The organism is Verrucosispora sp. WMMA2044, from assembly GCF_027497155.1.
GTDB lineage: Bacteria > Actinomycetota > Actinomycetes > Mycobacteriales > Micromonosporaceae > Micromonospora > Micromonospora palythoicola.
This window is the reverse complement of the sequence record NZ_CP114913.1, coordinates 5,731,710-5,746,114: the sequence shown is the minus strand read 5'-3', so window position 1 is coordinate 5,746,114 and position 14,405 is coordinate 5,731,710. Positions and strand designations below refer to the sequence as shown.

The window sequence follows — 14,405 nt, the reverse complement described above, 5'->3', positions numbered from 1 at the left end:
CAAGGATCCTCGTGGAAGTTCCACCGGATCCGGGTGTCGCGCGTCCGGTGGTCGTCGAGGGAGAGGTTCGTGGTGTTCAAGAAGATGCTGGGCGCGTTCGGGGTGGGCGGCCCCAGCGTCGATACCGTCCTGTCCAATCCGAGCACCCGCCCGGGGTTGATGCTGGCCGGTCAGGTGAACCTGACCGGCGGCAGCCACGACGTGGAGATCGACCACATCACCGTCGGCCTGGTCACCCGGGTCGAGGTCGACGGCGCGGAGGAGGGGTACGACGCCCTCGTCGAGTTCCACCGCGTGCAGGTCGCCGGCGGCCTGCACCTGCGTGAGGGCCAGCAGTTGTCGCTGCCGTTGCAGGTGGCGGTGCCGTGGGAGACCCCGGTGACCGACCTGTACGGGCAGCACCTGCACGGCATGACCATGGGCCTGCGCACCGAGGTGGCCATCCGCGGCGCGGTCGACAAGGGCGACCTCGACCCGGTGTACGTGCACCCGCTGCCGGTGCAGGAACGCATCCTGGAGGCCTTCGGCCGGCTCGGCTTCCAGTTCAAGGGCGCCGACCTGGAACGCGGGCACATCGCCGGGTTGCACCAGAACCTGCCGTTCTACCAGGAGATCGAGTACTACGCCGCCCCCCAGTACGCCCACGGCGTCAACGAGGTCGAGCTGACCTTCGTCGCCAACGAGCACCGCGTCGACGTCGTCCTCGAGTTCGACAAGCGCGGCGGCCTGTTCACCGGCGGACACGACTCCTACGGCCGCTACCACGCCGCACACGCCGACGCCGACCGCATCGACTGGGCCGCGCAGGTCGACGGCTGGGTCCGCCAGGCCCTCGACAGCTACCAGAGCACCCACGCCGGCCACGGATACGCCCCGCCCGCCCAGGGCTACGGCACGCCCGGCTACCCGCCACCGCCTCCGCCGCCCGGCTACGGGCAGCCCGCCTACGGCGCCCCCGGCTACGGGCACGCCGGGTACGGCCACCCCGGAGGGCACCACAAGGACGAGCACCACCACGAGCGGCACGGTGGCCCCGGCATGGGTGCCGTCGCCGCCGGCGTGGTCGGTGGCGCCGCGCTCGGCTTCGCCGGCGGCATGGTCGCCGACGAGGTCTTCGACTCCTTCGGCGAGGACGAGGGCAGCGACGAGGAGGAGTGAACCGCCTGCGATCCACAGTGGAGCCGACCACCCACTCCATGATCTAATTCGACAGGTTTGTCCGCAGCCGACCGGATTGTCTGGTCGGATTTCGAAGGAGTGTGCATGCCCGTCACCGCCGACCTCACCAAGCTGGTCGACAAGGCCTACCAGGACAAGACCCTCACCGAGATCGTCGACGCCCCGGTGTCCGCCCTCGCCGGGGTCAGCGACGGCGACGCCAAGCTACTCAAGGACGCCTTCAACATCACCACCGTCGGCGACCTCGGCCGCAACCCGTACTTCCGCACCGCCAACGCCCTGGTCGCCCTCACCGGCGGCAAGTAGCACCCGCCCCGATGCCCGGTGGCCCGGATACCCTCCAGGCCGCCGGGCATCGGCTTGTTCTGCCTTCCGTCCCTGCTGCCGTCCGTGATGGCTCGCGGGGCTGGTTTCGGCGGTTGCGGGGCAGGGCAATGATCGGAGCCGACGACAAACCCCCTGTTGGAGGGACGGCTCTCGTGGAAGTTACCGGCTTCTTCACCGCGATCATCATCGGTCTGGTCATCGGCGCGCTCGGCCGCCTGGTGGTGCCGGGCAAGCAGAACATCCCGATCTGGCTGACCCTGCTCATCGGCGTGGTCGCCGCGATCCTCGGCACCCTCGTCGCCGGCGCCCTCGGCGTCGACGACACCGCCGGCATCGACTGGATCGAACTGGCCATCCAGGTCGTCTTCGCCGCGATCGGCGTCGCCATCGCCGCCGGCGCCTACGGCCGCCGCCGCGTTCACTGACCGCCACCACCCATCCCGCCGGCCCAGCCCTTCGGGGCGGGCCGGCGGCGTGCTGCCGGCACGGGAAGCACCTGCGGCAGCGGCCCGCGACGGCGCTGGTGGCGAACCTGGGTATCGCGGTCAGCAAGTTCGTCGCCGCGGGCATCACCGGATCGGCGTCGATGCTCGCCGAGGGCGTGCACTCCGTCGCGGACCACCAATCAGGCGCTGCTGCTCGTCGGCGGCAAACGCGCCCGCCGTGCCCCCACCGCGCTGCACCCGTTCGGCTACGCCCGGGAGCGCTACGTCTACTCGTTCATCCTCGCGATCATCCTGTTCACCCTCGGCGGCCTCTATGCCCTCTACGAGGGCTACCACAAGATCAGCGAACCGCACGAGCTCACCGCACCCCTGGTCGCCGTCGCCGTCCTGCTGATCGCGATCGCCCTCGAGGGCTACACCCTGCGGACCGCGGTGAAGGAGGCGAACAAGGTTCGTGGCAGGCGGAGCTGGGTCTCCTTCGTCCACCACGCCCGCGCCCCCGAACTGCCGGTGATCCTCCTCGAGGACGCCGGCGCCCTGCTCGGCCTGCTGTTCGCCCTGGCCGGCGTGGGACTGAGCGTGCTCACCGGCAACGCCCTCTTCGACGGCATCGCCACCCTGTGCATCGGCGTCCTGCTGGTCGTCATCGCCATCGGCACCGCCGACCGGGGAGCCGACGTCGCCGCCACCATCGACGACGCCGAGACCCGAATCCGCCGGGTCCTGCCCCACCGCCACGGCGATCTACCTCGAACCCGACATCGACCGGCAGCCCGCGCCCACTAGCGGCCGACCCGTCGAGAGGTTCAGGTCCCGCGCCGGGGGTACTGACGTCGGTGTAGCGCCAGCATCGACGCGGGAGGCTCCACGGGTATCGACGACAAGATCAGCAACGCCTCCGAAGAGGCCACCGGCAAGGTCAAGGAAGGCGCCGGCCGGGCCACCGACGACGAGCAACTCGAAGCCGAGGGCCGCGGCGACCAGGCCAGCGCCAACGTCAAGCAGGCCGGCGAGAAGATCAAGGACGCCTTCAAGAGCTGACCGGCACCGCGCAGGGCGCGGCAGGGTGAGATGACTGAACGGCCACGACGGCACCCCGTCGTGGCCGTTCCCTGTGCCAGCCGGCCCTTTCCCAGAGTGCCCGGCGGCTACCGCTCGACCACCGGCATCGTCCCCACCGGAAGGGCGATGATGTCGTCTCCGGCCTTACGCGCCCACCGGCCGGCGACGACTGCATAGCCCACCGCGAGGCAGCCGTAGCCGGCCGCGGCGACACCGAGCAGCGCCGGCGAACGCCCATCGTCCGGGATGAACCGGGACGCGACCACCATGCCGAGCACGTAGGCCAGGTTGAACGCCGTGTCGTTCACGGCGAACACCCGGCCCCGGAACGCGTCGGCGCACTCGTGCTGCACCATCGTGTCCACCACGATCTTGATGCCGTGCCCGGCCACGTTGACCACCAACACGACAACGATCAGCAGCAGCGGGTCGAACGGCAACCCGAACACCGGCAGCACCACCGCGACCGCCGCGAGCAACCCGGCCACCCACCGCCACCCGCCGACCCGGCGGGCCGCCGTCGGGGTCACCGCCGCCGCCAGCAGCACCCCGGCCGCGCCCGCGGCGAACACCAGACCCAACTGCGCCGGTACGCCGTCGAGGTCCTCGCCGGCGAACCGGTTGCGGTAGAGCAGCAGCATCGCCAGCGCCAGAACCCCGAACAACAGCCGGAACCCCGCCTGCACCCCCATCGCGTACGCGGCACCCCGCGCCTGCCCAAGGTGCCGCACTCCGTCGACCATGCCGCGCACCACCGCCGCCGCCTCCCCGGCGAGGCCCGGCCGGTGCGGCAGAGCCTCATCGGGGCCCAACTCGTCGCGGGCGAACCAGACTCGGACCAACGCGGCGGAGATCAGGTAACCGACCGGCGCGAGCAGAGCGATGGCGGCGTAACCGGCGTTCCCCGCCGGGAAGACGGTCTGGAGCAGCAGCAGGGCACAGCCCAGCCCGAGCGAGTACGCCACCGACCCCGCCGTGCCGCTGACCGCGTTCGCGGTGACCAGCCGCTGGTCGACCACCACGTGCGGTGTCGCCGCGGACAGTCCCGACAACAGCAGCCGGCCCAACCCAATCACCACCAGGGTCGCCACGAAGAACAGCGGCCCCTCCGACCCGAGGAAGATCAACGCGGAGATCGGCAGCACGACACCAGCCCGGACCAGGTTGGTCACCACCGTCACCGTCCGGCGGCTCCACCGGTCCAGCAACACCCCCGCGAACGGCCCCACCAGGGAGTACGGCAGCACCAGCACCGCCGCGGCGAACGCGATCGCCGTCGGCGTGGCCTGCCGGTCCGGGTTGAACAACACGCTGCCGGCCAGGGCGGCCTGGAACACCCCGTCGGTGAACTGCCCACCGAGCCGTACCGCCAGCAGCCGGCGGAACGCCGGCACGGCGAGAACGTTGCGAAGGTTGCGCGTGCGGCGATCAGCCATGATCAGCCAAGCCTACGGTGGCAGGCCGAGTGCTGCGGCCGATGGTTGACGACCCGGCGTCAACAGCGGCAACACCACCATGAGCGGCGGCGAACCGGCCCTCGACACGTGGCCACACGAAGCCGCGATCCGCCGCTCAGCCGGCCCAGCGACGGTTCATCACCCCGGGCCGGGCGCGCTGATGGTCGGAAGACACCGCTGGCGACCATCGGCTGACGGACCCGTACCAGAAGCCAGACCGGCATCGGTAAAGAGGTGACTCCACGAGAAAGGCTCCGTCATGGCGAGGTCAGGTGTGATCTTCAAACGGTGCGGGTGCCGCGACGACCAGCGGCGCCGATGGGAACAGTCCTGCCCCCGACTGGGCGAACGCGGACACGGCACCTGGTACTTCCACTGCTCCGCCAGGAACCTGCTCGGCCGCTCCGAGCGGGTCCGCCGTGGTGGCTACCCCTCGCAGGCCGCCGCCCGCCACGCCCGCGACGAATGGCTGACCACCACGCAGGCGGACCGGACGGCACAGGGCTGGACGGTCGAGCGGTGGCTGCGTCACTGGCTCGACAACCGCACGAAGATCCGACCCACCACCCGCTTTCACTACACCCGCGACGTCGACACCGTCCTCATCCCCAACCTCGGCCGCTACCGCCTGGCCGACCTCGACGCTCCGCTCCTGCGCACCGTGTTCGCGCAGATAGCGGCGACCAGGAACAGCAAGGGCCGTCCGCAGTCCGCCTCGGCGATGAACCACCTGCGCACCACCCTGCGGGCCGCCCTCAACCTCGCCGTCAAGGAAGGCATCCTGGACCGCAACCCGGCCCGGCACATCGAGATCACCGGCTACCAGCAACCCCACGCCACGGTGTGGACCGACGCCCGCGTGCAGTCCTGGGAACAGACCGGTGCCCGGCCGCCGGTGGCGGTCTGGACCGCCGACCAGCTCGCCGAGTTCCTCAGCGCGGTGAACGACGACCCGCTGTTCGCCCTCTGGTGGCTCGCCGGGCTACGCGGACTGCGCCGCGGCGAGCTGTGCGGGCTGCGCTGGTCCGACATCGACCTCGACCGCGGCACTCTGACCATCGAACGTAACCGCACCACCGCCGGCTACCAGGTCGTTGAGGGCGAGCCGAAGACCCCGGCCGGGCGGCGGTCGGTCGCCCTCGACAAACGCAGCGTGCAGATCCTGCGTGTGCACCGCCGCCACGAGCAGGACCGCAAGGCGGAGGCGGCGGACAATGGCAGGTCCTGGACCGACAGCGGATACGTGTTCACCCGGGCCGACGGCAAGCCGATCAACCCGAACTACGCCACCACCCGGTTCCGGATCCTCGTCCGCCGGGCCGGGCTGCCCCCGGTGCGGCTGCACGACCTGCGCCACGGCGCCGCGTCCCTCGCCCACGAAGCCGGCGCCGACCTCAAAACGCTGCAGGACCTCCTCGGGCACTCCAGCATCGTCGTCACCGCCGACACCTACACCAGCGTCCTACCGCAGATCCAACGCCGCTGCGCCGACGCCACCGCCCAACTGGTCCTCAACGCCGCCCGCCGCACCCGCAAGAAGATCAAGACCAAGGCCCGAACCGGCCCGGCCGCGGCCCCAAAGCCGGCACTCCGACGCCGACGAAACCGAAAACAGGTGCTCCCGCCCCAACGAAGCGCAAGCAGGCCACAAAGCCGCAGGTCACATCCCGACAGACCCGCGAGAAGGCCGCTTCCAGGGCTGCACCCACATCGCACCCACGTGACACCCACCGTCCACCCGGGCCAGACAGCAAAAGAGCCTGACTGCCGTTCCGGCAGGTCAGACCCCTTATGATCTTGCGCGCCCGAAGGGACTCGAACCCCTAACCTTCTGATCCGTAGTGCAAAGCCACATGTACATACCTTTACGGCCAAGACTCAACCAAAATTCGTCCGGCCGCAAGCCCGATAGTCTGCCCTCGTCCGGCTGCATTCTTGTAGGTCCACATGGTCGCGACGCCACCAATACACTGGCATCGATCTGAGAGCGGGCCTCGACTGTGGTCGGATCCGACCAGACAGCGGTTCGTCCGCGTCAGTTCCTCGACGCCCGAGCATCCACCGAGCAGCCACCTTCGCCGCAGTCCGTTCCGGTACAGATCTTGAATGGTCAGGTTGTGTCGGCCGTTGCTCTGCTGCGCCCGAGACTCGGCATCCGAGCAGTCCTAGAGCAAAGGATGCTCCGTTCTGCGACACTCCTCCCAGCCAGATACCGGACGTCGGCAGAACCACAAAGCCCCGAACCGCGTCCTGTAGCCCCGACCCTTCATGATCTTGCACGCTGACAGGCCTCGAACCCCCACCTGTCGATCCGTAGGCTATTCAGGTAAGGCAAGGAATCCCCGCATGTCTTTATGTATCATGACTCGGTCTGATATTTCGGTCTCGAGCAAACTCCTTAGACCTTCGACGCTGTCGGCACGTTTGAGGATTTCCACGATCGGCAGAACCAGGCCAGTTCTTACCGCCGACCGCCAATGCTGATCACCTCTCTCACTTATAACACTGTCGTCTAGGAGACGCAGGCTATCAGGGCGCACTCGTTTGATCGCCTCGAGCCGAAAGCGAAGCATGCACTTCGACTCAGCGAGCCAGCCTCCTGGAACATCGCCTGCCGGAGCAAACCCCAGGTTGACGTAAAACAGCGAGTCCCACCTCGACGACTGAATGTTCACTATTGAGTAAATTTCTTGACCAAGGCGGTACCAGTTGGTACCGCGCCGACGAAAACGCATCCCGTCTAATTCTTCTTCAAGGATCCGGGAAAACTCCTGCTTCACCTTCATTGGGCCAGCCTACGCCGTGAGTACGTATCCAGGACGCCAGTCCACTTCTTACCCGTCACGCTCTCCAACTCTGCCACGTAGTCAGCGAGCTGACGGCGCCCCTTTGCCTGGCTGCTCGCTGCGTCAGATTTTAGTTCGCGGACTATTCGGTTCTGCCAGTCAATGGCGTCAGGCCGGCGCCCACTCGGAAGGGTGTGCTCGTAGTCATAACCATCACCCAATGCAGCCCGGTAACTTATCTTGTGAATCTGGCGCCCTCGATCGGCGTCCTCATTCTCGCCGGACGTGAACTGTCCCTTGGCGTTCCGATTGCAGCCTCCCGTATTGTGAACCAGCAGTGTAGCGTCCCCTGCCACAACATGGTACGTGTGGAGGTCATCAACCGTGAGGTTGTGCACGGACTGCCACTCAGTCCAAGTGCGCAGCGCCGCAACTTGCACGTAGGTTCCGGCAGCAGTCTTGAGGACGTCACCTAGATGCAGGTGACGGGCCTCGATCCAGCGACTGAGATTCGCCACCCAGAACGGATGTTCGTCAGTTGCGACGACCGTATTAGCCACTTCCAGCTCATCGCTGGCGACAGTTATTTCAACGAGAGTCTTCTCGCCGTCGCTGCCGATTACATGCGTAACGAGTCGTCGACCTCTTTCTCCAGTTTCAGGGTCTGCAGCGACTACGAGGTCTCCAACCTGCACCTCTTCGATCGGCTTTGTTGAGCCGTCCGCCATGAGGACTCGGGTGCCAGGGATGAAGCTGCTCCCGCGACAGGCCGACAGTTGTGATCGGTAGGCGAGTTTTCCACCCAGAGAACTGGCAAGCGCACTGGCAAGTTTAGTTCCTCCGAAGTTGCCGTCGTCCCAGCCGTGAACGTATGCGGTCAGATTGTAGTGATCTTTCGCATTAGCCCATCGGAAGGATTTCGTACATAAATCTTGGGTGCAAATCCCCGAAATGGCCATGGCCGCTTCTTGGTCAGTTTGCGCCATCTCGCAGGACATGAAGTTGCCACACTTGAAGATCTCATCGCATATGCCGTCCTGGCAATAGTTCTTCATGAGCGAGGTTAGTAGCGAGGCACTCATTCCCGGGGGCACAGGGTAAGTGTTAAGAAAAACCTGCCCGTCGGAGTGGTCCACCTTGATCGTGTAGTTGATGTTGCTGACTAGTACGGTTGGCGGACGTTGGTTGGTTGTCTTACTTACCTTCGGGGTGTAGTCGACGATTTTGTGGACGCCGCGTTGGGGGCTCATGTCGCGGACGTGGCCTTCGTTGTCGCCGGTGGCGTAGAGGCCGCTGGGGTCGCTGAAGGTGATGGGGTTGTTGTTGGCGTAGGAGTAGCCGTGCCATTGCTGTGGCTGGGCCATGTCCTGGATGGGGTCGACGGAGATGAAGCGGCCGATGGCGGGGTCGTAGTGGCGTGCGCCGAGGCGGGTGAGGCCGGTGGGTTCGGTGTCGCCGTTGACGAATCCCTTGAGGTTGGGCCAGGCAGGTTGGCTGCTGCCACGCGGCTCGCCATAGGGGGTTTGGCGGCGTGTGGTGGCGACCTGGGTGATGGCGTCGATGGCGGTGCTCTGGGTGCCCTGGTGGTCGTCGGCGAGCCAGGTGAGTCCGTTGGCGGTGCGGGAGGCGATGGTTCTGCCGGCGTGGGTGTAGTAGCGGGTGCAGGTGTTGGCGCTGGTGGCGTTGGTGTAGCGGATTTCCTGGCCGGGGAGGTAGAGGGTGGCGCCGGTGGGGTCGCGGCGGATGATCCGGTTGCCGTCGGCGTCGTAGATGTAGCGGGTTTGTCCGGTGGTGTCGGTGGCGGTTTCGAGGAGTCCTTCGGCGTCCCAGGTCAGGGTTTGGGTGCCTGAGGGGCTGGGACGGGTGAGGGTGTCACCGGTTTCGTTGTAGGTGTAGGTGCCGGTTTTCGCGCCGCTGGTGGAGGTCAGCCCGTGGGGTCGGGCGGTCCCTGGGGTGGGGTAGTGGTAGTCGGTGGTGCTGACGCCGGTGGTGGTGTGGATGTTGTGCTTTTTCCGGTTGCCGATGGCGTCGAAGGTCCAGGAGTGCCAGTAGGGTGCTGGGCCGCCGAGGTTGGCGGCGCTGCGGGTGGCGGCGCAGTCGCCTGAGGTCGGTGTCCAGGCGTGGGTCAGTCGGCGGAGGTGGTCGTAGGTGAAGCACTGGGTGTCGTCGACCGGGTCGGGTGCCACGTCGGCGATCTTGGTGATGTTGCCGGCGGGGTCGTAGGTGTAGCGGGTGTCGCCGAGGGTGTGGGGGGCGACGCTGTCTCGGTCGGTGCGTATGCCGGTGAGTCGCCCGGTTTCCAGTTCGCGGGTGAAGCGCTGCCAGACGTGTCCGCCGCTGCCGGTGTGCAGGTCGTATTGGTCGAGTTGACCGAGGGCGTTGTAGATCGTTTCGTCGACGTAGCTGGTGGTGGTGCTGCCGGTCAGCGTCTCGAGTGTCGTGGGCAGCCCCAGGTCGCTGTAGCTGTACAGCAGTGTCTCGGCGCCGAGGTCGGACCGGGTCGAAGGCATGCCGAGTGAGGCGAGGGTGCCGTCGGGGTTCCAGGTGTTGGTGTAGTTGTAGGTGCCGCCGAGGCCGGTCTCGGAGGTGGGGATGATGTATTGCGTGCCTTCGGGCTGGTAGGTGTCGGTGTATCCGGTGACTTTGACCTGGTAGTTGGCGCCGCCGGGGAGGAAGCGGGTGGATTGGGTCAGGTAGCCCTTGGCGAGGGTGTCGTAGATCCACTGGGCGCGCATGGTGCCGCCGACCTGGTTGTCGTAGGCGAAGCGTTTGCGGTTGAGCGGGTCGTACACGAAGGCGATCGTCTGTTGTCGCGCGTCGGTGGTGGTCTTGACCCGGCCGGCGTTGTCGTAGGTGAAGGTGGTGGTGCCGCGGTCGGGGTCCTCGGTCGTAGCTTGCCGTCCGCGTAGGTCGTAGGTGTACTTCCAGGAGTTGCCGGCCGGGTCGGTGATGAGTTCCGTCTGGCCCTTGCGGTTGTAGGTGTAGGTGGTGGTGTCCCAGCTGCCGGCGACGGTCGGCGTGGGGGCGGGTCCGTGGTATTGGCGCAGTTGGACGGCCCGGTCGCGGGCGTCGGTGACGGTGGAGGTCGCGGTACCACCGCTGGCTGGGGTGACGTCGGTACGGTCACCTGCGTAGTAGGTCTTGGTCCGCCACCGTTCCACGTCGTACGGCTGGAAGACGCTGGCGATGACACGCCCGGCGCCGTCGTAGTCGGTACGGGTCTGCGTGGGCACCAGGGCCCGTTCGGTGGCCGTGACCAGGGAGCCGCCGGGGTTCCCGGTCGTGTGGTAGGCGCCGAAGACCTTCTTTTCGCGGCCGGCCGAGTCGTAGAACGTCTCGGTGAGCAGTCGGCCTCCGGACGGGGAGGGTGCTTGGGTCTGGCGGGGACGCAGCAGACCGTCGTAGAGGGCGTAGGAGGTGACGTAGCCGCCGGCGGCATTGAGCCGGGAGGTGGCGACGTAGCTGGCGGCGCCGTTCTGGATCCGGTAGTCCATGACGACGCTGGCCGGATCGGTGTCCTTGTCGCGGTCGGCTAGCCAGACCTTGGTGATGCGGCCGAGGCCGTCGAAGGCCAGGTCGGTGCGCTTGCCGTTGGCGTCGACGCTGCTGGTGACCGAGCCCCAGGCCGGTGACACCGTCGTGGTGGTGTCGTGCAGCATCGCGTTGGTGATCTTGACCGAGGTGACCGGTCCGCCGGTGACGGGGGTGTAGGCGGTCTTGGTCTCGTAGTTCATCGCGTCGCGCGAGGAGGTGATGCGACCGTGGGCGTCGTAGCCGGCCTGGCCGGTGGTGGTGAACGTGGGAGCGCCGCCGTTCCAGGTGGCCATCTCCTCGGTGAGGGTGGTCAGGCCACGGGTGGGGACGGTGCCGAAGGAGTTGCCGTCGTAGGAGGTCCGGGTCTCCCCGATGACCTGGCTTTCGGTGAGGGTGCCGGTGGTGTCGGCGCACTTGACGGCGAAGGTCTGCGTCCGGTGGGGCCGGTCCATGAGCCAGATGTCGCTGTTGCGTGGCGTGTAGTGAACTTTGGTGCATTGTTCGTCGCCGGTGACGCCGTCATGGCCGTAGTCGTCGATGGCGGTGGCCATGCCGTAGGCGTCGTAGCTGGTGGTGGTGCGGGTGACGCGTTCGCCGCGTCCTGCGTCGAGGGCGGTGTAGGAGCGGACGGTGGCGATGCGGGTGAATCGGGCGGTGACGGTGTCGCCGTTGATGGTCCGGGTGGCGGTGGCGGCGGATGCCCAGGGTTCGTTGGTCACTCGGGACACCGACGGCCCGCCGGGGCCGTTGAGGGTTTTCTGCTCGCGGACCATGCCGGCGTAGTAGTCGTGGTCGGTGATGCCGTCGATCGTGACGCTGCGCCGGTCACCGACGGTGGTGGAGGCCCGGTCTGCGTGCATGCCCTGGAAGTAGCGGGTTTCGGTGGCGGTCTGCTCGCCGGGGTCACCGGTGGTGACTTCGACTCGGCCGTAGCCGCGCCAGTCGGACCAGGTCTTGGCCTTCTTGTCGATGATTCCGTCGTCGTCGTTGTAGTGCCAGGCGGCGTCGAAGTACTTGTAGGAGTAGACGACGCGCGGGCTGCCCTGGGGTGGGGCGCCGCCGGTGTTGTCTGCCTCGTAGATCGTCGTCACGACGTATTTGTGGAACCAGTCGGTGACCGGTGAGCTGTAGCCTTCGGGTTCCCAGATCACCGGGTAACACCGCCGCTTGTTGTCTGCCGGGGCCGGCTTCGGTTGGCCGGCGACGCAGTCGGCGTCGGAGTAGTTGACGCTGATGGTGCCGCCGGTCTCGGTGCGGATCCGGGTGATCCGCATCCAGTTCATCGCCGGCGAGTGATCGCCGATCGCGTCGACTCGGTTCGGCTTCTGAACCGGCGTGAACTCGATGTCCGGCACGGTGCTGGTGGTGCCGACGAGCCCCGCGTGGGAGATCTTTTCCAGCCAGAGACCCGCTCGGGTGCCGTCGCCGGGGTCCGGGAAGCCGTGGGTGAAGGTCCACCGCTCGACGTTGTCGTAGTCGCTGCCGTTGCGGACCTGGGTGGTGATGCTGGCCAGCCGCTTGGTGGACCAGAACGTGATCGAATGGTTGTCGGTACAGGGTGCCGCGGTGCATTCGCTGTCCCACGGGGTGTCCGGCCACGTGGTTTCGGTGTGGGTGGTGCAGTTGCTCTTGCAGCGGTCGCCGACCGCGAAGTCGACGCGCATCGGGGCGGGCGTGGAGAAGATCGAGTCGACGTCGTTGGTGTTGCGGGTGCCGTATTCGATCTTGTCGAGCCAGCCGCCGCGGTCGTAGCGGGCGGCGTCGGTGGCGGTGAGGTTGCGGCCGTAGCGGTTGGTTTCCTTCTCGTACCAGTAGGAGATCGAGTTGCCGTTGAGGTCGACGACGTAGTCGAGGTTCCACCGCCATGCCTGGTTGTCGCCCCCGCAGTGCGAGTTGGCGAACGTGGTGGCGTGGCAGGGCTCGTCCGGGTGGTTACCGAAGACGGGAGCTGTCCAGGTCGAGTTGGTTACCGGCTTGTTGGACGTCCAGCCGGGCAGGCGGTTCCGGCCGAACCAGTACTCGATGCCGTTGGTGGTGGTGACCACCCAGTGTTCACCGTTGTTGTCGCCGTTGGTGGCGCCGGTCTCGCGTCGGATGCGGGTGCCGTCGTCGGCGCGCAGGTGCCACCGCTGTTCGCTGGCGTTGTAGATGAGCTCGCCGGAGTGCCCTCCCAGCGACAGCACCGCGTTGTCCGTTGCCCAGCACAGGTCGCCGGTCTTGGTGGTGTTGTTGGCGTTGCCGTCCATGTCCTTGGCGCAGGCGCGGTAGCGGCGCTCGATGTAACCGCCGGGCCAGGCTTCGAAGCCTTCTCCCATCCAGGACGGCTGGTTGTTGCTCGCGACGTGCCGACCGTCGACGGACTGGGCGGAATAGCCGAGCGCGAGCTGCGGGGTGAGGTCACCCGGCGCCGGGGGCACCCGCATGGGGTAGGACCAGGTGAAGTCTCCGCTGTTGCCGCCGGCCGACCAGGTCGATGAGGACTGCAGCGGGGTGGCGCTGTAGTCACCGGCGGGACCTGATGCCCCGGCCGACACCGCGAACAGCGACGTCTGCGAGGTGACGCTCACGTCGGCGGACACCGTACGGGTCGCGAGGTTGTTCGTGGACGTCAGCGGAGTCGCCGCGCACTGCTTCTGCTGCGGAGTGGCCAGGGCGCACTCGGGTACGGCGACGATTCTGAGCCGGGTGGCCCAGTCGGCGCCGTAGGCGGTGGCGAATGACCCGTAGTCGATGCTGAGGTTCAGCTTTCCGCTGCTCGCGTCCCTGGCCGCGGCCCGCAGCAGGACACCCCTGATCCCGCCCTTGGTTGTGGTCGCCCGATCCAGCACCTCGATGTCGACCTGTCGTGGTGGCGCGCCGAGCCGTCGCATCGTCGAGTCGCTGGTCGTCGCCCGCACGGGCAGGCCGCCCGGTTTGCCGAGTGCGGGTCCGCCGTCGGCGGCCACCGCGATGCGGGCGGCGCCGGCGGCGGGCCAGACCGGAGCCGGTTTTTCGCTGGCCCGGCTCAGGCGCGTCTGCGGGGTGTCGGCGGGTGCGACGTCGGTGACCGGCACGGCGGGTACCGGTGTGATGGGCGGCTTCGTGTAGGCGGCGGCGACCGCGGCCCGTTCTGGTACCTGCAGGAGGCCGGCGGCCATCACGACGGCGACCGCGACGGCGATGGCTCGCCGTCGGGTGCGGGAGCGGGTGATCGTGAGCATGCCGTGGCGGGGGCGGTTCGGCGTCACCGGGTGACCTCCGGGGGTGTCCGAGGGGCGACAGGGCGAGTAACGGGAGCCGGTGTGTCGCCGGCTATGGGGTGGGTGCGGTGAACCGCAGGCCCAGGCCGCCTGGAGAAACGGACCAGCGGCAACGCGGCACCGCGCTCCAGGCCGACTCAACTAGGGCCACGTCGCTGGAGCTGCACACTTGACGTGGTCCTTCTCATGGTCGTCCTTAGGCGTTACTGTCAGTCCTGATGTTCTCTCCGCCATGGCCGAGTTCGGATAACGGTGGCGAGGTTGATCACAGCAGTTGCGAGGCCGAGCAGGGCACCAACGGCGGTGGCGAGCGTGGACAAGAGTTCCATTTGTGTAGATCCCATCATCGACGGTGATCCGGGGCAGTCGCTCCGT

The 14,405-nt window shown here is 67.4% G+C and carries 8 protein-coding genes and 1 pseudogene; 6 read left to right on the top strand and 3 right to left on the bottom strand.

Translation table 11 applies throughout. From position 1 onward, the window contains the following. Positions 1 to 69 precede the first annotated feature (69 nt). The 5 genes and pseudogenes from O3597_RS26100 (at position 70) to O3597_RS26080 (ending at position 2,993) form a co-directional block, all read left to right on the top strand. Entirely contained in the window at positions 70 to 1,158 is a 1,089-nt protein-coding gene (locus O3597_RS26100) for a sporulation protein (RefSeq protein ID WP_281602697.1), read from the top strand. A 105-nt stretch (positions 1,159 to 1,263) separates the two neighbouring features. After that, entirely contained in the window at positions 1,264 to 1,485 is a 222-nt protein-coding gene (locus tag O3597_RS26095) for a hypothetical protein (protein ID WP_120732857.1), read from the top strand. 173 nt (positions 1,486 to 1,658) lie between these two features. Continuing rightward, positions 1,659 to 1,931 (top strand): GlsB/YeaQ/YmgE family stress response membrane protein, encoded by a 273-nt coding sequence (locus tag O3597_RS26090; protein ID WP_164449697.1) that lies wholly within the window; start codon positions 1,659 to 1,661, stop codon positions 1,929 to 1,931. Positions 1,932 to 2,029: 98 nt separating this feature from the next. After that, positions 2,030 to 2,738: pseudogene (locus O3597_RS26085) on the top strand (hypothetical protein). A 63-nt stretch (positions 2,739 to 2,801) separates the two neighbouring features. Continuing rightward, entirely contained in the window at positions 2,802 to 2,993 is a 192-nt protein-coding gene (locus tag O3597_RS26080) for a CsbD family protein (RefSeq protein ID WP_281604642.1), read from the top strand. A gap of 107 nt (positions 2,994 to 3,100) precedes the next feature. On the opposite strand, the gene O3597_RS26075 is transcribed toward O3597_RS26080, so the two are convergent. Further along, positions 3,101 to 4,450 carry an MFS transporter gene (locus O3597_RS26075; protein ID WP_281602696.1) on the bottom strand — a complete coding sequence of 450 codons (1,350 nt, stop codon included), beginning with the start codon at positions 4,448 to 4,450 and terminating at the stop codon, positions 3,101 to 3,103. Between the two features lie 280 nt (positions 4,451 to 4,730). Here O3597_RS26075 and O3597_RS26070 point away from each other — a divergent pair, with 280 nt between their 5' ends. Next, entirely contained in the window at positions 4,731 to 6,266 is a 1,536-nt protein-coding gene (locus O3597_RS26070) for a tyrosine-type recombinase/integrase (RefSeq protein WP_281602695.1), read from the top strand. Between the two features lie 523 nt (positions 6,267 to 6,789). On the opposite strand, the gene O3597_RS26065 is transcribed toward O3597_RS26070, so the two are convergent. Continuing rightward, the gene (locus O3597_RS26065; protein ID WP_281602694.1) at positions 6,790 to 7,257 is read right to left on the bottom strand and encodes a DUF4304 domain-containing protein; all 468 of its coding nucleotides are present in this window, start codon (positions 7,255 to 7,257) and stop codon (positions 6,790 to 6,792) included. Next, entirely contained in the window at positions 7,254 to 13,991 is a 6,738-nt protein-coding gene (locus tag O3597_RS26060) for a polymorphic toxin-type HINT domain-containing protein (protein WP_281604641.1), read from the bottom strand. Before O3597_RS26060 ends, O3597_RS26065 begins: the two co-directional genes overlap by 4 nt. Positions 13,992 to 14,405 lie beyond the last annotated feature (414 nt).